The following is a 21,596-nucleotide window of genomic DNA, read 5'->3' on the forward strand; positions in this document are numbered from 1 at the left end:
CTGGTTCTCAACCATGCGGCCGAGGAATGGAAACGGCCGCCCCGCGAGTGGTTCGAGGCCAAGACCCAGTTCGCCGTCGCCTTCGGTGAAAGGTTCGTCAGCCAATGACGGAAACAGGCCTCAGGCACAAAATATCCAACAGTCCCGTGCATGCCGTGCTCGACCGCCACGGCTTGGTGAAGCGCGCCCGTCAGCGGCGGCGCTCCAAGGCCGAAGGCACGCCGCTGTCGCAGGCCATCGCACCCAACGCACTTTGGTGCGCTGATTTCAAAGGCGAGTTCAAGCTTGGCGACGGCCGCTACTGTTACCCTCTGACGGTGACCGACCAGGCCTCGCGCATGATCCTTTGCTGCGAAGCCCTTGAGAGCACAAAGGAGCAGCCTGTCATCGAGACGTTCCTGCGCCTGTTCAGGCAACGCGGCCTGCCCGCCGCCATCCGCAGCGACAACGGCCTGCCGTTTGCCAGCCCCAACGGTCTGTACAACCTGTCGAAACCGTCGGTGTTCTGGCTCAGGCTCGGGATCATCATCGAGCGCATCAGACCCGGCCATCCGCACGAGAACGGCAGGCACGAGCGCATGCACCGCACCCTGAAACAGGAGACCGCCCGGCCGCCGGGCATGAACGCACTCCAGCAGCAGGCCCGCTTCGATCGATTCGTCATCGAGTTCAATGAGCAACGCCCGCACGAGGCGCTTTCCATGAAGACGCCGGCCGAAGCCTACGCACCGTCTTCACAAGCCTATGAGGGCCTGCCGGACGTGGACTACCCCTTCCACGACAGGGATATCCTCGTCACCGCCTGCGGCCGCATCTGCATGGCAAGAAAGAAGATCAACGTCTCCACTGTGCTCGCCGGCCAGAGGCTCGGCATCAAAGAAGCCGACGACGGCATTTGGCTCGTCAGCTTCATGCATTATGATCTGGGATATATCGACCTGGAACAGAGGACCTTGCAGACCATCGACAACCCGTTCGGCACGAGGTTGTCACCCATGTCTTAGGTACATTCTGTTACCAATGTCTCCGGGTCGTACAAGGGTGATAATGGCGGGCCACGCGCGACGAAAACGCGAACTATTGCTACGCTATAGCGCTACGACCGTGAAGGGCCCATTCCAGTCAATCGACCCACCGTGATCGGGGCCGCAGAGACCCGAGGCTGACGCAACCCGGCGATGGCAGTGGGTCGCGTGCACTGACGAGTGCATTCAGTTGAGGTATGATGGAATATGTTCTATTCGCCGAGCACTGAGGAGGTCGTGGCCACCTTGCGCGCCGCTGACGCGCTAGCCAGCGTCCCATGGGCTGAGCCTCTTCTGGGGCATACCGCCGACACGGTGAACAACCTCCGTATTCGACTCGACGACAGAACCGCGGGGCGTCCGGTCCGAGACAACGAGCGCGGGCTGCTTTTTGAGTTGCGCTATGCGGAGGCGCTGCACCACGCTGCGGCCCGCGCGGAGTACGAAGTGAATTCTGGTGTTGGCGACACCACGGTCGACTTCTGCGTGCTCTCAGAACCGACGTGGCTCGTTGAGCTCGTTGGACTTCGAGCGTCGGAGGCGGTGCAGGCAGCAACGAACGGTAATGGCGTGTTCGCCTCGCTCGTGCTCAGCAGCCCTCAGCCGAATGCGACACTCGCTGAGCAGATTCAGAGCGAAGAAGCCGAGATCATCAAGGCGCAGGAGCGCATTGGTGAGAAGGCTTTCCGCAATGGGGCTCCCGTGAAGTTTCCGAAGCCCGCTGGTAAAATCCATATGATCATGGTGGACGCGCGTGGGTTCATTGGCATCGGCGGAGATCGTTTTGACTGGTGCCACATTGCCAGTGGCCCAAATGGGTTGCCCGACGAAGCGATCCGGTCATGGCCTAATCCAATGAGCGGTGTGAATGATCCGATCGCCGGTCTTTTCGAGGAACGTTGCCGCGGGCGCGCAGCGCCGACAATTCGCGAACGCATCCATATCATCGGGTTTGTGTGCGAAGAGACGTTTGAGCCCGGAGAAATCGCAAGCTCCACCTTCTACTGCTTCAATCCCCACCTCGTTAGCGATACCGTCCGTGCGGCATATGAAGCGTGGCCGCTTCGGAGCCCTCGGCCACAATTGCGCCGGCCCGACTAAATCGCCACTACCAGCGAAGTCCCGCCGCAACACCTCAAGATCGCGCGCTCGGCGGCGAACGGCGTTCGCATTTATGTTCCAGGGTGGCGGAGAGGGAGGGATTCGAACCCCCGATAGGGTTGCCCCTATACCGCATTTCGAGTGCGGCGCTTTCAACCACTCAGCCACCTCTCCGCACGCGGTGCCGCGCTCTCTAGCGCCGCAAGCGGCCAAACACAAGACACGTGGCCGCTCTTTGCCCGGCAAGGACGCCGCCGGCCCGGCAAGAACGCCAACGGCCCGGCCAGGGCGCGACGGCACCGTGTCGCGTGAGGCCGCCACCGGCGCGGCTCGCCCCTTGCAGTCGCCCACCGCTAGGCTATGCATCTTGACAATTCCGGCTCGCCCGCGCATAGGAGCGCCAGCGTGCGTGGTCCCGGCCGCGCCGCGTTTTGGTTTGGCGGACCGGCGCCACCGGCCTGCTCGATCAGTTAGGAAGACCGGCGGGCCGGGTCAACCGGTCGGCCATCACCGAAACCGAACGACTGAACAAGAAGACGGCCAGTGCGCCGCGCGCCGCCGCCCCAGGGCACGGGCGCGCCTTGCGGATCGAGCCGGTCGACCGACCGGCAGCACGAAAAGCGGGCACCACGCGCACGAGGATCGTGTCGAACACGAAAGGAAGAACGATGTTCGCAGTCATCAAGACCGGCGGCAAGCAGTATCGCGTTGCGGCCGACGATGTGCTGACGCTCGAAAAGCTCGACGCCGATGAGGGCGCCATGGTCGAGTTCACCGATGTGCTCATGGTCGGCGAGGGCGCCGACGTCACCGCCGGCACGCCGCTCGTCGACGGGGCAATGGTCACCGCCGAGGTCATCGGCCAGGGCCGCGGCAAGAAGGTCATCGCCTTCAAGAAGCGCCGCCGCCAGAATTCGCGCCGCAAGCGCGGCCACCGTCAGTATCTGACCACGGTGCGCATCTCCGAGATCCTCACCGGCGGCGCAAAGCCCTCCAAGAAGGCCGCGGCCAGGCCGAAACCGGCGTCCGCCCCGGCCGAAACGGCCGACACCCGGCCGGCGGAAGACAAGCCGGTCCAGTCGGCTCCCGCCGGGGCCGCCGCTCCGGCCGCTGAGGGGCTCACCGAGCCGCTGTTCACCGCGCCGGCCGATGGCGCCAAGGACAAGCTGACCACCATCAAGGGCATCGGCCCGGTCGCCGAACGCCAGCTCAACGAACAGGGCATTACGACCTTTGCCCAGATCGCCGGGCTTTCGGCCGAGGACATCGCGCGCGTTGACGAATACATGCCCTTCAGCGCCGCGCAGATCGAGGACTGGCAGGCCCAGGCGAAAGAACTGATCAAGGACTGATCAGGCACCGATCGCACTTGGCACTTGATCATGCGCTGCCAAGTGCCCATAAGGAAGCAATGACCGTCCTCAACGACGGTGCGATGCCGACAACGGCAGGAGAGAAGACATGGCACACAAGAAAGCCGGCGGATCGTCGCGCAACGGTCGCGATTCGGAGTCCAAGCGTCTGGGTGTGAAGAAGTTCGGCGGCGAAAGCGTCGCGGCCGGCAACATCATCGTGCGCCAGCGCGGCACGAAATGGCATCCGGGCACCAATGTGGGCATCGGCACGGACCATACACTGTTCGCGCTCGCCGACGGCGCGGTGCAGTTCCGAAAGAGAGCCAACGGGCGCACCTATGTATCGGTGATGTCCGCCACCGACTGACCGGGATCGCGATCCGGCGCCCGGTGTTCCAACGACCCGGGATGTAATCGGTTTGTCAAGGGGAGTTGGAACAGGCACCAACTCCCCTTTTTGATTCGGACCATGGCCATGATCAACCCAATGGACACAACGGATCGGTATGCGCCCCCGCGCGCCCGCACCTTCACGCTCAACACGCCGGTTCTGACGACCGAACGGCTCGTGCTGCGCATGCCGGTGCCCGACGATGCCGAGGAACTGGCGACCATCGCCAACAGCCGCGAGATCGCCGAGATGACCGCGCGCATGCCCCATCCCTACACTTATGACGACGCCGTCCGATACATCTCCGCGGTCCAGAACGGTGAGGTCGAGGGCTATGTCTATGCCATCACCATCGCCGAGACCGGTCACCTGATCGGCATGTGCGCGGTCGAGAACTCGCCGCGCTTCGGCGGCCTGCAGGTCGGCTACTGGCTCGGCCTGGCCTGGTGGGGCAAGGGCTATGCCTCCGAGGCGGCGAGCGCCGTGGTCGATCTCGCCTTCCGCGTCACCGGCACCGATGTCATCCATGCCGGCTCGCGCACGGTCAATCCGCGCTCGCGCCAGGTGCTGATCAAGCAGGGCTTCGAGTTCACCGGTCTCGACGAGATCGACACCGTGGCCGCCGGCCGCGTGGCGATCGAGCGATTTCGCCTGACCCGGGAGACGTGGCTGGCGCGCAAGGCCGGCGAGCGCTGACCGGCGTTCGGTCCTTGCTGCCAGCGCCAGTGTCACCGCGCCGATTGCCGCTCGCATGTCGCCCGGCGATGCGCTAACGGGAGAGCCTTGCAAAGGCCGGGCGAAGGCGGATGCGGTTGGGCGTGACAGGCACATGAAGTTTCTCGACCAGGCCAAGGTCTATATCCGGTCCGGCGACGGCGGCGCTGGCGCCGTCTCGTTCCGACGCGAGAAATATGTCGAGTTCGGCGGACCGGACGGTGGCGATGGCGGCAAGGGCGGCGATGTCTGGATCGAGGCCGTCCCCGGCCTGAACACGCTGATCGACTACCGCTATCGCCAGCATTTCAAGGCCAGGGCCGGCGCCCATGGCATGGGCAGGAACCGCACCGGCGCCAGTGCGCCCGACGTGGTGCTCAAGGTGCCCGTCGGCACGCAGGTCTTCGAGGACGACAACCAGACGCTGATCTGCGATCTGACCGAGGTCGGCGCGCGCTATTGCCTGGCGCGCGGCGGCAATGGCGGCTTCGGCAACAGCCACTTCAAGTCGTCGACCAACCAGGCCCCGCGCCGCGCCAACCCCGGCCAGGAAGGCACCGAGCGCTGGATCTGGCTGCGCCTCAAGCTGATCGCCGATGCCGGGCTGGTCGGCCTGCCCAATGCGGGCAAGTCGACCTTTCTCGCTGCGGTGACCGCCGCCAGGCCGAAGATCGCCGACTACCCGTTCACCACGCTGCACCCCGGTCTCGGCGTGGTGCGCATCGATGCGCGCGAATTCGTCCTCGCCGACATTCCCGGCCTGATCGAGGGTGCCTCGCGGGGCGCGGGCATCGGCGACCGCTTCCTGGGCCATGTCGAGCGCACGCGCGTCCTGCTGCATCTGGTTTCGGCGCGCGAGGCCGATGTCGCGGCCAGCTATCGCGCCGTGCGCGCCGAACTCGACGCCTATGGCCACGGCCTCGCCGATAAGCCCGAGATCGTGGCGCTGTCGCAGACCGACACCATTGACGACGCCGGGCGCCGGGCGCAGCTGGCCGCGCTCGAAAGGGCCTGCGGCAGGACGCCCCTTGCCGTATCGGCGGCCACGCGCACCGGCGTCGAGGCGGTGCTGCGCGCGCTGATGGCAAGGATCGAGGCGGCCCGCGCCGATGACGCCGAGCGCCGGCGCGCCGCCGAGGCCGGTCCCTGGCAGCCGCTCGATCCGGAGGGCTGAGCCATGCGCACCGCGCTCGCCGGATATCGCCGCATCGCGGTGAAGATCGGCTCGGCCCTGCTTGTCGACCCCACCCATGGGCTGCGCGCGCAGTGGCTGGACAGCCTCGCCGACGACATCGCTGAGCTGAAAGGTCAGGGCCACGACGTGCTGGTCGTCTCCTCGGGCGCGATCGCGCTGGGGCGCACCGTGCTGTCCATGCCGGCCGGCCCGCTCAGGCTCGAGGAGAGCCAGGCCGCCGCGGCGGCCGGTCAGATCGCCCTGGCCCATGCCTGGAAAGCCGCGCTGGCCCGTCACGCCATCACCACCGGCCAGGTTCTGGTCACGCTCGAGGATACCGAGACACGACGCCGCTACCTCAATGCCCGCGCCACGGTCGGGGCGCTGCTCAGGCTTGGGGCCGTCCCCGTCATCAACGAGAACGACACCGTGGCGACCACCGAGATCCGCTACGGCGACAACGACCGGCTCGCCGCGCGCGTTGCGGTGATGACCGGGTGCGACCTGCTCGTGCTGCTCTCCGATGTCGACGGGCTCTACTCCGCGCCGCCCGCCGCCGATCCCGACGCCGTCCATATTCCGCTCGTCGAGGCGATCACGCCGCGGATCCAGGCCATGGCCGGCGAATCGGCATCGCAGACCGCGCGCGGCGGCATGCGCACCAAGGTCGAGGCCGGGCGCATCGCGACCACCGCCGGCACGGCGATGGTGATCACGCGCGGAACGGGCGACCATCCGCTGGCGGCGCTGCGCCAGGGCGCCAGGGCCACATGGTTCGCGCCCTCGCAGACGCCGGTCTCGGCCTGGAAGGGCTGGATCGCCGGCAAGCTCGAACCGCGCGGCAAGGTCGTCGTCGATCAGGGCGCCGCGCGCGCGCTCGCGAGCGGCAAGTCGCTGCTCGCCGCCGGCGTCCGGCGCGTCGAGGGCGAGTTCGCACGGGCCGATACGGTCGCGATCGTCATCGAGGGCACCGGCGAGGAGATCGCGCGCGGCCTTGCCGCCTACGACGCCCATGAGGCGCGCGCCATCGCCGGCCGCAAGACCTCCGAGATCGAGGCCATACTCGGCCACGCGCCGCGCGCCGCCATGGTCCATCGCGACGACATGGTGATGAGCCGCAAGGGCTGATTGGCGCGGCGACGTTGCCCTGACCTAAGGGGCCGTGTAAAACGCGCTTTGGCAACCGGGGAAGACACCATGCTCACGCGCGCGGACAACGCCAACATCGACGTCAAGGCGCTCATGGCCGACATGGGCGCGCGGGCCAGGGCCGCATCGACGCCATTGGCGATCGCAACCCCGGCGCGGAAGAACCGGGCCCTTGGCGCCATGGCCGAGGCGATCGTGCGCGGGCAGGACACGATCCTCGCCGCCAATGCGCGCGATATGGAAGCGGGCCGCGACGCCGGACTGACGGACGCCTTTCTCGACCGGCTCGAGCAGACCGCCGCGCGTATCGGCGCCATGGCGGACGGGGTTCGCGCCATCGCCGAGCTCGACGATCCGGTGGGCAGCACCATCGCCGCCTGGGACCGCCCCAACGGCCTGCACATCGAGCGCGTGCGCACGCCGCTCGGCGTGATCGGCGTCATCTACGAGAGCCGGCCCAATGTGACCGCCGACGCCGGCGCGCTGTGCCTGAAGGCCGGCAATGCGGTGATCCTGCGCGGCGGCTCGGATTCGGTGCACTCCTCGCGCGCCATCCATGCCTGCCTTGTCGAGGGGCTGGAGGATGCCGGCCTGCCCGCCGATGCCGTCCAGCTCGTTCCGGTCACCGACCGCGCCGCCGTCGGCGAGATGCTCAAGGGGCTTGGCGGCGCCATCGACGTCATCGTGCCGCGCGGCGGGCGCAGCCTGGTCGGGCGGGTGCAGAGCGAGGCACGCGTGCCGGTCTTCGCCCATCTCGAAGGGCTCTGCCACGTCTATGTCGACGCCTCGGCCGATCTGGGCATGGCGGTCGACATCGTCGTCAATTCCAAGATGCGCCGCACCGGCATCTGCGGCGCTGCCGAGACCCTGCTCGTCGACCGCAAGGCGGCCGCCAGCATGCTCGCGCCGATCCTCGACGCGCTCGATGCCGCCGGCTGCGCGGTGCGCGGCGACGCCGATGTCTGCACGGCCTGGCCGAAAGCCACCCCGGCGAGCGAGGCCGACTGGTCGACAGAGTATCTCGACGCGATCATCTCCGTGGCGCTGGTCGACGGCGTGGGCGGAGCGATCGACCATGTCGGCCGCTACTCATCCGGCCACACGGAGGCGATCGTGGCCGAAGACCCCGCAGCCGTCGAACGGTTCATGGCGGAGATCGACTCGGCCATACTGCTGCACAACGCCTCCACCCAGTTCGCCGATGGCGGCGAGTTCGGCATGGGCGCGGAGATCGGCATCGCCACCGGCAAGATGCATGCCCGCGGCCCGGTCGGCGTCGAACAGCTCACCTCCTTCAACTACCGCGTGCGCGGCTCCGGCCAGACGCGACCCTGACGCCAGCCTTGCGCCCGGCGGCGCATGGGGGACCCCGAACATGACCAACGAGCACGAAGGCGTCGCCCGCCGTCATCTGCGCATGCCGCATGTCGAGCCGGGCATGGCCGTCGGCCTGTTCGGCGGCTCGTTCAATCCGCCCCATGACGGGCATCTGCTCGTTGCCGAACTGGCGCTGCGCCGCGTCGCGCTCGATCAGGTCTGGTGGATGGTCACGCCCGGCAATCCGCTCAAGCCGAACACCGGCCTGCCGCCGCTGGCCCACCGCATCGCCTGGTCCGAGGCGATCAACGATGATCCGCGCGTCAAGGTCACCGCCTTCGAGGCGTGCTACAATGTGCGCTACACGGCGCAGACCCTGCGCGTGGTCAAGGCGCGCAATCCGGCCGTGCGTTTCGTCTGGATCATGGGCGCGGACAATCTGGCCACCTTCCATCTGTGGCAGGACTGGCGCCGCATCGCCATGACCTTCCCGATCGCGGTCATCGACCGGCCCGGCTCGACCCTGTCCTTCCTGTCATCGGTCATGGCCAAGACGTTCTGGAAGGCACGCATGGACGAAAGCGACGCCGCGCTGCTCGCCCACACCGACCCGCCGGCCTGGACGTTCATCCATGGGCCGCGCTCGCCGCTGTCCTCGACCGCCATCCGCAACGGGGAACTGGCTGCCCGGGCCGACATTACCGCCTCGTAAACATGCGTGTCTTGAAACTGTAAACCACCCATGACTATCTTAGGGCGGCAGGTCTCGAATCACCTGCGGGCGTTTGGTGTTCACTGAAAGGAAGCTCTTGCGAACACAAGCACTGAAGAAGGCCGAGCTTGCGCCTTCACCCTCTGATCCTCGCGGCCAGGCCGCTGCGGAGCAGATACTCAAGACTGTCCTGGGCAGCCTTGGCGATTCCAAAGCAGACGACGTCACCACCATCGACATCAAAGGCAAGTCCGCGCTCGCCGACCACATGGTCATCGCGTCCGGCCGGTCGCATCGCCATGTCAATGCGGTGGCCGACCACCTGCTGCGGGCCCTCAAGGACGCCGGTCACGGCACCTGCCGGGTCGAGGGCCTGTCGGCCGCAGACTGGGTGCTGATCGACACCGGCGACGTCATCGTTCACATCTTCCGTCCCGAAGTGCGCGCGTTCTATGCGCTCGAGAAGATGTGGGCCGAGGACAACCTCGCCGACACGCTGCACTAGCCGCCCGGCGGCCAGGCGCGTCGTGTCGCCCACAGGCCGCCCGGAGCGGCAACCGGCATGCGGCTGACGCTTTTTGCGGTCGGCCGGATGAAGGCCGGCCCCGAGCGCGAACTGGCCGATCGCTACGTCGATCGGCTGGCAAAGCTCGGCCCGAAGGCAGGCCTGATCTGGGACGGCATCCACGAAATCGCCGAAAGCCGCGCCCGTTCGCCCGGGGCCCGCAAGGCCGACGAATCCGCCCATTGCATGGCCCTTGCCGATGCGCCCGGCACCGCCCTGATCGCCCTTGACGAAACCGGCAAGTCGCAGTCGTCGCGCGCCTTCGCCGATGCCCTGGCCGAAATGCGCGACATCGGCGTCAAGCGCACCGTCTTCGCCATTGGCGGTCCGGACGGCCATAACCCGGCGCTCCTTGCGCGCGCCGATCGGGTGCTTTGCCTGGGCGCGATGACCTGGCCGCACCAGCTCGCGCGCGCCCTTCTCGCCGAACAGCTCTATCGCGCCGCTTCCATTCTGGCCGGCCATCCCTATCATCGCAACTGACGCCGATCATTCACATCCGCCGCGAAGCGGTCTAGATTCGCTGTCAGACAGGCAAATCACGCGCCCGAAAGGCAACCGGATGGCCGATACCTTTCCCACCGACGCCATGGCGATGACGCACATTCTCGTCGTCGGCGACATGGATGCCTCGCGCAGCTTCTACCGCGATGTGCTCGGCGCGGAGATCGTCCGCGAATATGGCGGCACATCGATCGTGCTGCGCTTCGCCGAAAGCTGGATCCTGCTGGTTACCGGCGGCGGGCCGACCAAGGACAAGCCGGACGTGACGTTGGCGCCGCCGGCCGAACCGGACCGTGTCAGCCACGCCATGACCATTCGCGTTCCCGATTGCCGCGCCGCCTACGAGACCCTTTCGGCGCGTGGCGCCCGGTTTCTCACGCCACCGCATGACTGGGGCATGGAGGTGCGCTGCTTCTTTCGCGATCCGGACGGCCACCTTTTCGAGATCAGCGAGGCGGTCGGGCAGTCGTGAGGTCCGGCGCGCCCCCATGCGGCGGCCGGCGCCCCGGTGCCGCATCTCGCATGCTGGTCGTGGCCGGCTTCGTCGGCGCGTCGGTCGCCTGCTGGCCGGTCGCGGCTCTCGCCCAGACCGACGCGCCGCAGCGGCAAACCGCCGACATGGAGGATCGGCTCAGCCAGTCGGTGGAGGCGCTCGAGACGATCCTGCGCCAGCGCGGCGTCGCCCGGGAGCGCGCGGCCGAACTGGCCGCCGAGATCGAGCGGATCCGCAAGGACCGCGCCGGCATCACCGCAGCGCTGATCGCCGCCGCCAAGACCGAGCGCAAGCTCGGCGCCGACATCATCGCGCTCGAGGACCAGCTTGCCGATCTCGAACAGCAGTCCGAGGCGATCCGCGCCAGCCTGTGGGAGCGGCGGGCCCTGCTCGCGGAGGTGCTCGCCGCGCTCCAGCGCATGGGGCTCAACCCGCCGCCGGCCATCCTGGTCAAGCCCGACGATGCGCTCGCTTCGGTGCGCAGCGCCATCGTGCTGGGCGCGGTGGTCCCTCAGATGCGGGCCGAGGCGAGCGTGCTCGTCGACGATCTGGGCGAACTCGCCCACCTGACGACGACGATGACCGAAGAGCGCGCCCGGCTCAGCCAGGCCCGCCTGCAGCAGGCCGAGGAGCAGGCGCGGCTGACCGTGCTGGTCGACGAAAAGCGTGCGCTCGAGGCCCGCGCCAGCGAGGAACTGGCCGCCCAGCAGCAGCGCTTCTCGGAGCTGGCCGCGCAGGCCGACAGCCTGCAGCAGCTCATCATGTCGCTGGAGGCCGACCTGCAGGCGGCGCGCGAGGCGGCCGAGGCCGCGCGTGCGGAAGCCGAACGGGCCGAGCGCGAAGCGCGCCAGGCGCGAATCGAGGCCCAGCGGGCGGCCGAGGAAAGCGCGCGCGAGCAGGCCCGCTCGCGCCTTGAAGCGGCCGAACGGGCCGAGCGCGAAGCGCGCGATCGCCTCGCCGAGAGCCGCCGCCGCGCCGAGGAACTGGCCGCCCAGCAGCTGCGCATCAGTCCGTCGCGGCCCTTTGCCGATCTGCGCGGCCAGCTGGCGCGCCCCGTTGCAGGCCGCACAATCACCGCATTTGGCGACGATGACGGACTGGGCGGGACAGCCCGTGGCGAGACGATCGAGACCAGTTCTAACGCGATCGTGACGGCTCCCGCCGATGGATGGGTACTTTATGCGGGGCCGTTTCGCGCGTATGGTAACCTCTTGATACTCGACGCCGGCGACGAACATCATCTCGTGCTCGCCGGAATGGACAGGATCGAAGTCAGCCAGGGCCAGTTCGTCGTCGGTGGCGAGCCGGTCGGCGTGATGGGACAGATAAGATTGGCCGGCGTGACGGCGGCAGCCGCTGAAAACGACAATCCGACGCTCTATGTGGAGTTCAGGAAAGACGGAAAGCCGATCGACCCCTCGCCCTGGTGGGAGCGGGTCAGCGCAGGAAGGACATGACCACGATGTTTCGCAAAGCCACCTTGTTATTCGCCGGCGCCTTGATGGGTGCGGCCACCTCCTTGCTGGTGGCCGGACAGCCGATGATGAGCGCCAGGGCCGCCGACGGCGACACCTATCGGCAGCTCGCCATCTTCGGCGACATCTTCGAGCGGGTGCGCGCCAACTATGTCGAGGAGCCCGAGGAAAGAGAGCTCATCGAGAACGCGATCAACGGCATGCTGACCGCGCTCGATCCGCACTCGTCCTTCCTCAATGCCGAGGACGCCGAAGACATGCGCACCCAGACCCGCGGCGAGTTCGGCGGGCTGGGCATCGAGGTGACGATGGAGGACGAACTGGTCAAGGTGATCACGCCGATGTACGGCACGCCGGCCGAGGAGGCCGGCGTTCTGGCCGGCGACATGATCGTCGAGATCGACGGCGAGGAGGTGCGCGGCCTCACCCTTCAGGAAGCCGTCGAAATGATGCGCGGTCCGGTCGACACCTCGATCGTGCTGTCCATCCTGCGTGAGGGCGAGGACGACCTGATCGACATCGAGATCGTGCGCGACATCATCAAGGTGCAGGCGGTCAAGTTCCGCGCCGAAGGCGATATCGGCTACATGCGCGTCATCTCCTTCACCGAGCAGACCTATGACGATCTGCGCGACGGCCTCGATCAGTTGATCGACGAAATCGGCGAAGACAATTTCGAGGGTCTGGTGCTCGACCTGCGGCTGAACCCCGGTGGCCTGCTCGACCAGGCGATCAACATCTCCGATGCCTTCCTCGACAAGGGTCTGATCGTCTCCACCCGTGGCCGCGACGATCGCGACAGCCGGCGCTTTTCGGCACGCAATGGCGACATCCTTGAGGGCAAGCCGATCGTCGTGCTGATCAATGGCGGATCGGCCTCGGCCTCCGAGATCGTTGCCGGCGCGCTTCAGGATCACCGCCGCGCAACAGTTGTCGGCACGCAGTCCTTCGGCAAGGGCTCGGTGCAGACCATCATCCCGCTGGGCGATGCCGGTGCGCTGCGCCTGACGACGGCGCTGTACTACACGCCGGCCGGCGTCTCGATCCAGGGCAAGGGCATCACGCCGGACATCGAGGTCCAGCAGACCCTGCCCGAGGATCTGCGCGATCGCGAAGACGATCTGGCCCGTGGCGAATCCGATCTTCGCGGCCATATCCAGGGCGAGGAAGAGGACGAGAACGGCTCGGGCTCGGTCGCCTATGTGCCGCGGGAGGCCGCCGAGGACGACCAGCTTCAATACGCGCTGTCGCTGCTGCGCGGCGAGGAGGCGCACGCCGCGTTCCCCGCCGATCCGTCGAACGCGCTGCCGAACTGACGGCCGCGGCAAGACCGCCATTGCCAATCGAGCGGACAAAAGGCCATCGTCGCGGCGGTGGCCTTTTTGATTCGCCATCCCCGATGAAAGCGCGCTTGTGCCGATGACCAACCTCCACGCGCCGCTGCCCCGCGACCGCAGGCGCCGGACCGCCCGCGACGGCCCGGCCCGATCCCGCTTGCGCGGAGCCGCGTTCGCTGCGATCGGCGTGCTGGTGCTGATCTCCGCCAATGTCGCGTTGATTGTCGCCGGTGATCGCCACCCCCATACCACGCTCGTGACCCTAGCCGAGACGGCCGGGCCGGCGCCCGACGCCACGCTGACCACCGCCACGGTCCGCAGCGGCGATGCCGCCGCCGCCCGGCGCGAGGCGGCCGACATCAAGGTCGTCCATGGCGTCGTCGACCGCGCCGATTTGCCGCCACCGGGGCGCTCTCCGGCAGACGATCCGGCCCTGCCGCCCTCGGACACGCGGCAAGTGTCGCCAGGCGGACCCAAGATCATCACGATCCGCGACCCGGCCGCCGCCAGTGTCGGTCAGCCCGTCGCGCTGGCGCATCTGCCCGAGGACGCGGCGCTTGAGGACAGTGCCTTCGGCCCGCTGCCGGTGCGCGCCGATGACGGCCGCCGGCCGATGGACATCTACGCCCGGCCCTGGTCCGGCACGCGCGGCAAGCGCATCGCCATCGTCATCGGCGGGCTGGGCCTTTCGCAAACCGGCACGCAGCGCGCGATCGACCGGCTGCCGCCGGAAATAACGCTGGCGTTCGCGCCCACCGGCAACTCCCTGAGCCGGTGGATGCAGGCGGCAAGAAGGAAGGGTCACGAGCTGCTCGTGCAGGTGCCCATGGAACCCTTCGGATACCCCGAGGTCGACCCCGGCCCGCGCACGCTGCGCCTTGCGTCCTCCGCCGAGACGAACCTTGAAAACCTCCACTGGGCGCTCGGCCGGCTGACCAACTATACCGGCATCATGAACTATATGGGCGCGCGCTTCGTCGGCGAGGGCACGGCCGTCGCGCCGGTCCTGGGCGATCTGGCCGATCGCGGTCTGCTGTTCTTCCATGACGGAACCGTCGGAGCGGCGCAACTTGCCCAGGCGGCGCAGCGCCAGGGCGTGCCGTTCGTCAGCGCCGATACGGTGATCGATGGCTCGCAGGATCCGGCCGACATCCTGGAAAGGCTCAAGGCGCTGGAGGAGCTGGCCGATGCCCGCGGCAGCGCGATCGGCACCGGCTCGGCGCTCGAGCTGACCGTCGATACGGTGGCGCGATGGGCGAACGGGGCGAAAAAGCGCGGCTTCGAGATCGTCGGCGTGGCGGCGCTGGCCGACACTGGCGGATGACGACAAGCGAATGACCGGCCGAATACGTTCGCAGACAGTCGACCCCCGGGCGCTTCCCTACCGGCCCTGCGTCGGCGTCATGGTGCTCAATCGCGAGGGGCTGGTATGGATCGGCCGGCGCCGGAAGCAGGGCAACACCGAATATTCGGGCACGCCGCTTTTGTGGCAGATGCCCCAGGGCGGCATCGATCCGGGCGAGGATCCGCTGCCGGCCGCGCGGCGCGAGCTTTACGAAGAGACGGGCATGCAGACCGTCGAATTGATCGAGGCAGCCCCGCACACCGTGCGCTACGACCTGCCCGCGCACATGCTCGGCATCGGGCTCAAGGGCCGGTATCGCGGCCAGGAGCAGCACTGGTTCGCCTTCCGCTTTCTGGGCGATGAGAGCGAGATCCGCATCGATCCGCCGCCCGACGGTCACGAGGCCGAATTCGACGCCTGGACATGGGCGCCCATGGCCACGCTTCCGGACTCGATCGTCGCCTTCAAGCGCGACGCCTATGCGCAGGTCGTCGCCATGTTCGCCCATCTCGCCGGAAGCCGGGCCTGAACGGCGCACCGCAATTGGTTCACGGCATCGTCACAGCGCTGTCACCGGGCGGCGCTTTGCTTGATTGTCGCAGCGCCTGGCTTCATGATTGGCCATGATCATCAACAAGACCGTCTTCAGACCCTCATCGCCCGAAGACGCGATCGCCGTGCGCGCGGTCCATCGGCGCGCCTTCGGCCGCGATGCAGAAGCGGAACTGGCCATCGCGCTCATCGAGGGCGAGACCGAGACCATCGACATGGTCGCCAAGCTCGATTCCATGGTGGTCGGCCATGTGGTGCTTTCGGCGCTCGACGGGCCGGAGCGATCGCTCGCGCTCGGCCCGCTGGCCGTGGACCCGGACTGGCGCGACTTCAAGATCGGCACCGAACTGGTCCGCCGGGCGCTGGAAATGGCGCGTCGGCAGGGCTGGAAGAGCGCTTTCGTACTGGGCGACCCGGTCTATTACGGCCGCTTCGGCTTCAAGCGCGCGCTCGCCGAACCGGTTACCTGCGCCTATCAGGGTCCCTACCTGCAAGCGCTGGAACTGAGCCCGGGCGCGCTTGCAGACTATGCGGGTCCGGTGACCTACCCCGCCCCCTTTCACGCCGTCGATTGAGCGCGTCGGTGCTGTCATCGATCGCTGGCGGATGGCCGATGGCGCAACTCCGGCAGGGTGAGAACGGGCCCCGCCGACGGACTTGCGGCGCGCCAGTCAGTTCGGGGCGCCTGCGGTGCGTCGGCCTTGTCCGCACGTCCCGAGGCCGGTTCCGAAGACCTCAGGCGGGCCGAAACCCCGGCATTGCCTGATCCGGCACGGCCTGCGGCGCGATCACGCCGGCAGGATGGCCTTTTCCAGCGTTGTGAGCTGGTCCAGATAGCCCTGCGCCTTGGTGCGTGCCTGTTCGTCCCCGGCATCTTCCAGATCCTCGCGCGCATCCTGGATGCGCTGACGAAGATCCTCGCGGTCGATGTCATCGACACGCATCGCCGATTCGGCCAGAAGCGTGCAGCTTTCGGGCGTGACATCGACGAAACCGCCAAAGATGACGAACTTTTCGGCCTTGCCGGAGGTTTCGGTCACCTCGGCGACGCCGGGCTGCAGGGTCGACATGGTCGGCGCATGGTTCGCCAGCACCGTGAAATAGCCATTCATCCCGGGCACGACGACTTCGGTGACCTGCGCGGAGACGAGCAGGCGCTCGGGCGAGACGAGCTCGAAATTGAAGCCTTCAGCCATCGTCAGTCAATCTCTTTTGCAAATGAGCCGATCACGCCCAGCCCGGCGCCGATCAGGGCGCCGACGAGCACATTGGCGAGCACGGTGTTTTCGGGGAACATGCCGATGAACTGATCGAGCGATTCCGGCCCGATCAGATAGCCGACCACCGCCCCGGCGAATGTCAGTTGCGCAATCAGTCCCAGATGCATCATCCAACCTCCCTGACCGGTGCTGGTACCCGAACCGGCACCGGCGATCACGCCGCCTCGGCGGCCAGTTTCTGCGCCTTTTCGGTGGCCTGCTCGATCGTGCCGACCATGTAGAAGGCCGCCTCGGGCAGATGGTCATAGTCGCCCTCGACCAGACCCTTGAAGCCCTTGATCGTGTCGGCGAGATCGACCAGCACCCCCGGCGAACCGGTGAACACCTCGGCGACGAAGAACGGTTGCGACAGGAAGCGCTCGATCTTGCGGGCGCGCGCCACGGTCAGCTTGTCCTCTTCGCTCAGTTCGTCCATGCCCAGGATCGCGATGATGTCCTGCAGCGACTTGTAGCGCTGCAGCGTCTGCTGGACGGCGCGGGCGACATCGTAGTGCTCCTGGCCGACGATCTGCGGGTCGAGCATGCGCGAGGTGGAATCGAGCGGGTCGACCGCCGGATAGATGCCCTTTTCCGAGATGGCGCGGTTGAGAACGGTCGTTGCGTCAAGATGCGCGAACGAGGTCGCCGGCGCCGGGTCGGTCAGGTCGTCGGCGGGCACGTAGATGGCCTGCACCGAGGTGATCGAGCCCTTGGTGGTGGTGGTGATGCGTTCCTGCAGCGCGCCCATGTCGGTGGCGAGCGTCGGCTGATAGCCCACCGCTGAGGGAATGCGGCCGAGCAGGGCCGACACTTCCGAACCGGCCTGGGTGAAGCGGAAGATGTTGTCGACGAAGAACAGGACGTCCTGGCCCTGATCGCGGAAATACTCGGCGATCGTCAGCCCGGTCAGGCCGACGCGCGCGCGGGCGCCGGGCGGCTCGTTCATCTGCCCGTAGACCAGCGCGGCCTTCGAGCCCTCGCCGCCGCCTTCCTTGTTCACGCCCGATTCGATGAACTCGTGATAAAGGTCGTTGCCCTCGCGGGTGCGCTCGCCCACGCCGGCGAACACCGAAAAGCCGCCATGCGACTTGGCGATGTTGTTGATCAGTTCCTGGATGAGCACGGTCTTGCCGACGCCGGCGCCGCCGAACAGGCCGATCTTCCCGCCCCTTGCATAGGGCGCCAGCAGATCCAGAACCTTGATGCCTGTGACGAGGATTTCCGCTTCGGTCGACTGGTCGACATATTCGGGCGCCGGCTGGTGGATGCCGCGCATTTCCTCGCCCTTGACCTCGCCGGCCTCGTCGATGGGCTCACCGACAACGTTGATGATCCGTCCAAGCAGCTGCGGGCCGACCGGAACGGAAATTGGGCCGCCGGTATCGGTGACCGCCTGGCCGCGCACGAGGCCTTCCGTGCCGTCCATGGCGATGCAGCGCACCGTGTTCTCGCCCAAATGCTGGGCGACCTCGAGCACGAGCCGGTTGCCCATGTTCTCGGTCTCCAGCGCGTTGAGAATTGGCGGCAGGGCTTCGTCGAACTTCACGTCGACGACGGCGCCGATCACCTGTTCGATCCTGCCGGCCGCGCCGGTCTTCTTGGCTGCTGCTTTTGCCATCTTTCTTCCCTTGCTGTGGCGCGGCCGGGCCGCTTCCGCAATCTGCGCCTGCGTTCAGGCGTCGGTCAGTCTGAGTTGATCCTCGATACGGTTCAGGCGTCGTCCGGTCCGCGCCAGGCGGTCGTCCACGCTGCCGCTGCGCGTTTCCAGCCGGTCGGTACGGCGCCGATACGAGCCCATGGGGACCTCAATCCGGCCGGCATGCGCCTGCATCGCGTTCGGTTGCGCGGTTGTCAGGCTACCCTGACTGCCCATCGCCTCGACGGCCGGCATGCGCAGCTTCGGGTCGGCAATCTCCTCGCGCGTCTCGTCGACGACCGCGCGGATCTGGCGCAACTGCTCCGGCACACGATTTGTCGGTTTCTCACTCATCCCGGCAATCTATCACAGCGCCTCTGCGCCCGAAATGATTTCGATGAGCTCCTTGGTGATCTGCGCCTGGCGCTGGCGGTTGTAGCTCAGCGTCAGCTTGTCGATCATTTCGCCCGCATTGCGCGTGGCATTGTCCATGGCGGTCATGCGCGCGCCCTGCTCCGATGCCGCGTTTTCGAGCAGCGCGCGGAAGATCTGCACCGAGATGTTGCGCGGCACCAGATCCTCAAGGATCGCGCTGGCATCGGGCTCGTATTCGTAGATCGACGACGAGCCCGTTTCGGCCTCCTCGGCGGCATCGGCCGCCGGAATGATCCGCTGACCCTTCGGGATCTGGCTGATCACCGACTTGAATTCCGAATAATAAAGCGTCGCGACATCGAACGCGCCTTCCTCGAACAGCGCGATCACCCGCTTGCCGATGGCGTCGGCATCGGCAAAGCCGACATTCTTGACCTCGCGCATATCGATCCGGTCGATGATGATGTCGGCGAATTCGCGGCGCAGGATGTCATAACCCTTCTTGCCAACGCACAGGATCTTGACCGTCTTGCCTTCGCCCTGCAGCGCGCGCGCATCCTCGCGCGTCTTCTTGGCGATGGACGAGTTGAAGCCGCCGCACAGCCCGCGCTCGGCCGTGCAGCAGATCAGAAGATGCGTGTCTTCCCTGCCCGTACCGGTCATCAGCGCCGGCGCGTCCTCGCTGTCGACCGAAGCGGACAGATTGGCCAGCACGGCGCTCATGCGCTGCGAATACGGTCGCGCGGCCTCGGCCGATTCCTGCGCCCGGCGCAGCTTGGCCGCGGCCACCATCTGCATGGCCTTGGTGATCTTCTGCGTCGCCTTGACCGACGAGATCCGGTTTCGCAGATCCTTCAATGAAGGCATTCGTCAAACCCTTGTGCGCATTCCGATGGCCGTGCGGCCTACGAGAAGCTCTTGGCGAAGGCGTCGATATTGGCCTTGAGCTTGTCCTCGATGTCGTCGGTCAGCTTCTGTTCCTTGCGGATGGCGTCGAGCACCGATTGCCCCTCGCCGCGCATATGGGTCAGAAGGCCCTCCTCGAAGGCGCCGACCTTGCCCACCGGCAGCTCGTCCAGATAGCCCTTCACGCCCGCATAGATCACCGCGACCTGTTCCTCGGTCTTCAGGGGCGAGAACTGCGGCTGCTTGAGCAGTTCGGTCAGGCGCGCCCCGCGATTGAGCAGGCGCTGCGTCGCCGCGTCGAGATCCGAGCCGAACTGGGCGAAGGCGGCCATTTCGCGATACTGGGCGAGCTCGCCCTTGATCGAGCCGGCGACCTGCTTCATCGCCTTGATCTGCGCGGCCGAGCCCACCCGCGACACCGACAGGCCGACATTCACCGCCGGACGAATGCCCTGGAAGAACAGGTCCGTCTCAAGGAAGATCTGCCCGTCGGTGATCGAGATCACGTTTGTCGGGATATAGGCCGACACGTCGTTGGCCTGCGTCTCGATGACCGGCAGTGCGGTCAGCGAACCGGCGCCATTGTCCTCGTTGAGCTTGGCGGCGCGCTCCAGCAGGCGCGAATGCAGGTAGAACACGTCGCCCGGATAGGCTTCACGGCCGGGCGGGCGGCGCAGCAGCAGCGACATCTGGCGATAGGCGACGGCCTGCTTGGACAGATCGTCATAGCCGATCAGCGCGTGCTGTCCGTTGTCGCGGAAGTATTCGCCGATGGCGCAGCCGGCGAACGGGGCCAGAAACTGCAGCGGCGCCGGGTCGGACGCGGTGGCGGCGACGATGATCGAGTAGTCGAGCGCGCCGCGCTCTTCGAGCACCTTGACGAACTGCGCCACGGTCGAACGCTTTTGCCCGACCGCGACATAGACGCAAAAGAGCTTTTCGTTTTCAGGGCCGTTGTCGTGGATCGGCTTCTGGTTGAGGAAGGTGTCGAGAATGATCGCGGTCTTGCCGGTCTGGCGGTCGCCGATGATCAGTTCGCGCTGGCCGCGGCCGATCGGGATCAGCGCGTCGATCGCCTTAAGGCCGGTCGACATCGGCTCGTGCACCGATTTGCGCGGGATGATGCCCGGCGCCTTGACGTCCACGCGCCGGCGCTCCTTGGCCTTGATCGGTCCCTTGCCGTCGATCGGGTTGCCGAGCGGGTCGACCACGCGGCCGAGCAGTTCGGGGCCGACGGCGACGTCGACGATCGCGCCGGTGCGCTTGACCGTGTCGCCTTCCTTGATGTCGCGGTCCGAACCGAAGATCACCGCGCCGACATTGTCGCTTTCAAGGTTCAGCGCCATGCCGGCAATGCCGCCGGGAAACTCGACCATCTCGCCGGCCTGCACCTTGTCCAGGCCGTAGATGCGGGCGATCCCGTCGCCGACGGCCAGAACCTGCCCGATCTCGGAGATCTCGGCCTCCTGGCCGAAATTCTTGATCTGGTCCTTGAGAATTGCGGAGATTTCCGCAGCACGAATGTCCATCAGCCGACCTCTTTGAGTGCAAGCTTGAGTGAGGAAAGTCTGGTCTTCAACGATGTGTCGATCTGGCGCGAGCCGACCTTGACGATGAGCCCGCCCAGGATCGACGGATCAACCGTCACGTTCAGCGCCACATCCTTGCCGACCACGTCCTTGAGCGTCGCCTTGAGCTGCTTTTCCTGGGTGGCGTTGAGCTTGGTGGCGCTGGTGACCTCGGCGGTGATCTCGCCGCGTTCGCGGGCGGCGATCTCGCCAAAGGCCGCGATCATCGAAGGCAGGGCGAACAGGCGCCGATTGGCGGCGACCACATTGAGGAAATTGGCGGCCAGCGGCTCCAGCCCGGCCTTTTCGAGAATCGCCGACATGGCCGCCGACTGCTCATCGGCCGAAAACACGGGGCTGTCGATCAGCCGCTTGAGGTCGTCGCTCTCATCGATCATGCCGGCAAAGGCGTTGAGCGCGCTCTCGATCGCGTCGACCTTGCCGGCCTCGGCCGCAAGATCGTGCAGCGACTGGGCGTAGCGCGTTGCAATCGATGCGGTGGGGGATGAACTGGCCACGGCCTGGCACTTCTTTCGGGCTTGCAATGCGTGTTTCGGCTCACAATCGCCGACCTAACACATTGACAATATTGCTGTTTTTCTTGTCACCGCGCACAGTTGGAGGGCTCTGCGGCGGCACAGGC

Annotated in this window: 22 protein-coding genes, 1 tRNA gene and 2 pseudogenes; 17 read left to right on the forward strand and 8 right to left on the reverse strand. The window is 66.8% G+C overall.

Going from position 1 to position 21,596, the window contains the following annotated elements:
• Positions 1–134 precede the first annotated feature (134 nt).
• Both RBB34_RS17640 and RBB34_RS17645 read left to right on the forward strand, forming a co-directional pair.
• A pseudogene (locus RBB34_RS17640) lies at positions 135–1,004 on the forward strand (integrase core domain-containing protein); the annotation flags it as partial.
• A gap of 228 nt (positions 1,005–1,232) precedes the next feature.
• Positions 1,233–2,126 carry a hypothetical protein gene (locus tag RBB34_RS17645; RefSeq protein WP_306120565.1) on the forward strand — a complete coding sequence of 298 codons (894 nt, stop codon included), beginning with the start codon at positions 1,233–1,235 and terminating at the stop codon, positions 2,124–2,126.
• Between the two features lie 84 nt (positions 2,127–2,210).
• Here the strand turns inward: RBB34_RS17645 and RBB34_RS17650 are convergent.
• Positions 2,211–2,300 (reverse strand) — tRNA-Ser (locus RBB34_RS17650).
• Positions 2,301–2,794: 494 nt separating this feature from the next.
• Here RBB34_RS17650 and RBB34_RS17655 point away from each other — a divergent pair.
• From RBB34_RS17655 to RBB34_RS17725, 15 genes are all read left to right on the forward strand, one after another.
• Positions 2,795–3,478: a 50S ribosomal protein L21 gene (locus RBB34_RS17655; RefSeq protein WP_306120566.1), complete on the forward strand. Its 684-nt coding sequence runs from the start codon at positions 2,795–2,797 to the stop codon at positions 3,476–3,478.
• 109 nt (positions 3,479–3,587) lie between these two features.
• Positions 3,588–3,848, forward strand: a complete 261-nt coding sequence (gene rpmA, locus RBB34_RS17660; protein WP_306120567.1) for a 50S ribosomal protein L27 — start codon at positions 3,588–3,590, stop codon at positions 3,846–3,848.
• A gap of 120 nt (positions 3,849–3,968) precedes the next feature.
• Positions 3,969–4,568, forward strand: coding sequence for a GNAT family N-acetyltransferase (locus RBB34_RS17665; RefSeq protein WP_306120568.1), 600 nt, complete (start codon positions 3,969–3,971; stop codon positions 4,566–4,568).
• 133 nt (positions 4,569–4,701) lie between these two features.
• Positions 4,702–5,760, forward strand: coding sequence for a GTPase ObgE (obgE, locus tag RBB34_RS17670; protein WP_306120569.1), 1,059 nt, complete (start codon positions 4,702–4,704; stop codon positions 5,758–5,760).
• A 3-nt stretch (positions 5,761–5,763) separates the two neighbouring features.
• A complete protein-coding gene (gene proB, locus RBB34_RS17675; protein WP_306120570.1) occupies positions 5,764–6,888 on the forward strand; it encodes a glutamate 5-kinase in 1,125 nt (374 codons plus the stop codon).
• Positions 6,889–6,957: 69 nt separating this feature from the next.
• Complete coding sequence (locus tag RBB34_RS17680; RefSeq protein WP_306120571.1) at positions 6,958–8,244, forward strand: glutamate-5-semialdehyde dehydrogenase; 1,287 nt, start codon at positions 6,958–6,960, stop codon at positions 8,242–8,244.
• A gap of 40 nt (positions 8,245–8,284) precedes the next feature.
• The gene (locus RBB34_RS17685; RefSeq protein WP_306120572.1) at positions 8,285–8,938 is read left to right on the forward strand and encodes a nicotinate-nucleotide adenylyltransferase; all 654 of its coding nucleotides are present in this window, start codon (positions 8,285–8,287) and stop codon (positions 8,936–8,938) included.
• A 175-nt stretch (positions 8,939–9,113) separates the two neighbouring features.
• Positions 9,114–9,443 (forward strand): ribosome silencing factor, encoded by a 330-nt coding sequence (gene rsfS / locus RBB34_RS17690; protein WP_306120594.1) that lies wholly within the window; start codon positions 9,114–9,116, stop codon positions 9,441–9,443.
• Positions 9,444–9,500: 57 nt separating this feature from the next.
• Positions 9,501–9,986, forward strand: a complete 486-nt coding sequence (gene rlmH / locus RBB34_RS17695; RefSeq protein ID WP_306120573.1) for a 23S rRNA (pseudouridine(1915)-N(3))-methyltransferase RlmH — start codon at positions 9,501–9,503, stop codon at positions 9,984–9,986.
• A 79-nt stretch (positions 9,987–10,065) separates the two neighbouring features.
• Positions 10,066–10,479, forward strand: coding sequence for a VOC family protein (locus RBB34_RS17700; protein ID WP_306120574.1), 414 nt, complete (start codon positions 10,066–10,068; stop codon positions 10,477–10,479).
• Positions 10,480–10,529: 50 nt separating this feature from the next.
• The gene (locus tag RBB34_RS17705) at positions 10,530–11,957 is read left to right on the forward strand and encodes a peptidoglycan DD-metalloendopeptidase family protein (protein WP_306120575.1); all 1,428 of its coding nucleotides are present in this window, start codon (positions 10,530–10,532) and stop codon (positions 11,955–11,957) included.
• Between the two features lie 5 nt (positions 11,958–11,962).
• Positions 11,963–13,291: a S41 family peptidase gene (locus RBB34_RS17710; RefSeq protein WP_306120595.1), complete on the forward strand. Its 1,329-nt coding sequence runs from the start codon at positions 11,963–11,965 to the stop codon at positions 13,289–13,291.
• Positions 13,292–13,469: 178 nt separating this feature from the next.
• A complete protein-coding gene (locus RBB34_RS17715) occupies positions 13,470–14,636 on the forward strand; it encodes a divergent polysaccharide deacetylase family protein (RefSeq protein WP_306120576.1) in 1,167 nt (388 codons plus the stop codon).
• Between the two features lie 10 nt (positions 14,637–14,646).
• The gene (locus RBB34_RS17720; protein ID WP_306120577.1) at positions 14,647–15,186 is read left to right on the forward strand and encodes an RNA pyrophosphohydrolase; all 540 of its coding nucleotides are present in this window, start codon (positions 14,647–14,649) and stop codon (positions 15,184–15,186) included.
• A 94-nt stretch (positions 15,187–15,280) separates the two neighbouring features.
• Positions 15,281–15,784 (forward strand): N-acetyltransferase, encoded by a 504-nt coding sequence (locus tag RBB34_RS17725; RefSeq protein ID WP_306120578.1) that lies wholly within the window; start codon positions 15,281–15,283, stop codon positions 15,782–15,784.
• A gap of 213 nt (positions 15,785–15,997) precedes the next feature.
• On the opposite strand, the gene RBB34_RS17730 is transcribed toward RBB34_RS17725, so the two are convergent.
• The 7 genes and pseudogenes from RBB34_RS17730 to RBB34_RS17760 all read right to left on the reverse strand — a co-directional run bounded on the left by RBB34_RS17730 (position 15,998) and on the right by RBB34_RS17760 (position 21,471).
• Positions 15,998–16,405, reverse strand: coding sequence for a F0F1 ATP synthase subunit epsilon (locus tag RBB34_RS17730; RefSeq protein WP_306120579.1), 408 nt, complete (start codon positions 16,403–16,405; stop codon positions 15,998–16,000).
• A 2-nt stretch (positions 16,406–16,407) separates the two neighbouring features.
• A complete protein-coding gene (locus tag RBB34_RS17735) occupies positions 16,408–16,647 on the reverse strand; it encodes a hypothetical protein (RefSeq protein WP_306120580.1) in 240 nt (79 codons plus the stop codon).
• Positions 16,644–18,062, reverse strand: a pseudogene (gene atpD, locus RBB34_RS17740) (F0F1 ATP synthase subunit beta); the annotation flags it as partial. The pseudogene atpD and the gene RBB34_RS17735, both read right to left, overlap by 4 nt.
• A gap of 78 nt (positions 18,063–18,140) precedes the next feature.
• Positions 18,141–18,458 carry a hypothetical protein gene (locus RBB34_RS17745; protein WP_306120582.1) on the reverse strand — a complete coding sequence of 106 codons (318 nt, stop codon included), beginning with the start codon at positions 18,456–18,458 and terminating at the stop codon, positions 18,141–18,143.
• A 12-nt stretch (positions 18,459–18,470) separates the two neighbouring features.
• Positions 18,471–19,346, reverse strand: coding sequence for a F0F1 ATP synthase subunit gamma (locus RBB34_RS17750; RefSeq protein WP_306120583.1), 876 nt, complete (start codon positions 19,344–19,346; stop codon positions 18,471–18,473).
• Positions 19,347–19,384: 38 nt separating this feature from the next.
• Complete coding sequence (atpA, locus tag RBB34_RS17755; protein WP_306120584.1) at positions 19,385–20,914, reverse strand: F0F1 ATP synthase subunit alpha; 1,530 nt, start codon at positions 20,912–20,914, stop codon at positions 19,385–19,387.
• Positions 20,914–21,471: a F0F1 ATP synthase subunit delta gene (locus RBB34_RS17760; RefSeq protein WP_306120585.1), complete on the reverse strand. Its 558-nt coding sequence runs from the start codon at positions 21,469–21,471 to the stop codon at positions 20,914–20,916. Before RBB34_RS17760 ends, atpA begins: the two co-directional genes overlap by 1 nt.
• Positions 21,472–21,596: the final 125 nt, after the last annotated feature.

Source organism: Roseitalea sp. MMSF_3546 (assembly GCF_030732865.1).
GTDB lineage: Bacteria > Pseudomonadota > Alphaproteobacteria > Rhizobiales > Rhizobiaceae > Roseitalea.

Bases quoted from the DNA above. Each gene is read 5' to 3' on its own strand.
- atpA (WP_306120584.1), bottom strand. From the start codon at position 20,914: ATGGACATTCGTGCTGCGGAAATCTCCGCAATTCTCAAGGACCAGATC.
- RBB34_RS17725 (WP_306120578.1), top strand. From the start codon at position 15,281: ATGATCATCAACAAGACCGTCTTCAGACCCTCATCGCCCGAAGACGCG.
- RBB34_RS17665 (WP_306120568.1), top strand. From the start codon at position 3,969: ATGGACACAACGGATCGGTATGCGCCCCCGCGCGCCCGCACCTTCACG.
- RBB34_RS17720 (WP_306120577.1), top strand. From the start codon at position 14,647: ATGACCGGCCGAATACGTTCGCAGACAGTCGACCCCCGGGCGCTTCCC.
- RBB34_RS17655 (WP_306120566.1), top strand. From the start codon at position 2,795: ATGTTCGCAGTCATCAAGACCGGCGGCAAGCAGTATCGCGTTGCGGCC.
- obgE (WP_306120569.1), top strand. From the start codon at position 4,702: ATGAAGTTTCTCGACCAGGCCAAGGTCTATATCCGGTCCGGCGACGGC.
- proB (WP_306120570.1), top strand. From the start codon at position 5,764: ATGCGCACCGCGCTCGCCGGATATCGCCGCATCGCGGTGAAGATCGGC.
- RBB34_RS17745 (WP_306120582.1), bottom strand. From the start codon at position 18,458: ATGAGTGAGAAACCGACAAATCGTGTGCCGGAGCAGTTGCGCCAGATC.
- RBB34_RS17700 (WP_306120574.1), top strand. From the start codon at position 10,066: ATGGCCGATACCTTTCCCACCGACGCCATGGCGATGACGCACATTCTC.
- RBB34_RS17645 (WP_306120565.1), top strand. From the start codon at position 1,233: ATGTTCTATTCGCCGAGCACTGAGGAGGTCGTGGCCACCTTGCGCGCC.
- RBB34_RS17730 (WP_306120579.1), bottom strand. From the start codon at position 16,405: ATGGCTGAAGGCTTCAATTTCGAGCTCGTCTCGCCCGAGCGCCTGCTC.
- RBB34_RS17680 (WP_306120571.1), top strand. From the start codon at position 6,958: ATGCTCACGCGCGCGGACAACGCCAACATCGACGTCAAGGCGCTCATG.
- RBB34_RS17750 (WP_306120583.1), bottom strand. From the start codon at position 19,346: ATGCCTTCATTGAAGGATCTGCGAAACCGGATCTCGTCGGTCAAGGCG.
- RBB34_RS17685 (WP_306120572.1), top strand. From the start codon at position 8,285: ATGACCAACGAGCACGAAGGCGTCGCCCGCCGTCATCTGCGCATGCCG.
- rlmH (WP_306120573.1), top strand. From the start codon at position 9,501: ATGCGGCTGACGCTTTTTGCGGTCGGCCGGATGAAGGCCGGCCCCGAG.
- rpmA (WP_306120567.1), top strand. From the start codon at position 3,588: ATGGCACACAAGAAAGCCGGCGGATCGTCGCGCAACGGTCGCGATTCG.
- RBB34_RS17705 (WP_306120575.1), top strand. From the start codon at position 10,530: ATGCTGGTCGTGGCCGGCTTCGTCGGCGCGTCGGTCGCCTGCTGGCCG.
- RBB34_RS17710 (WP_306120595.1), top strand. From the start codon at position 11,963: ATGTTTCGCAAAGCCACCTTGTTATTCGCCGGCGCCTTGATGGGTGCG.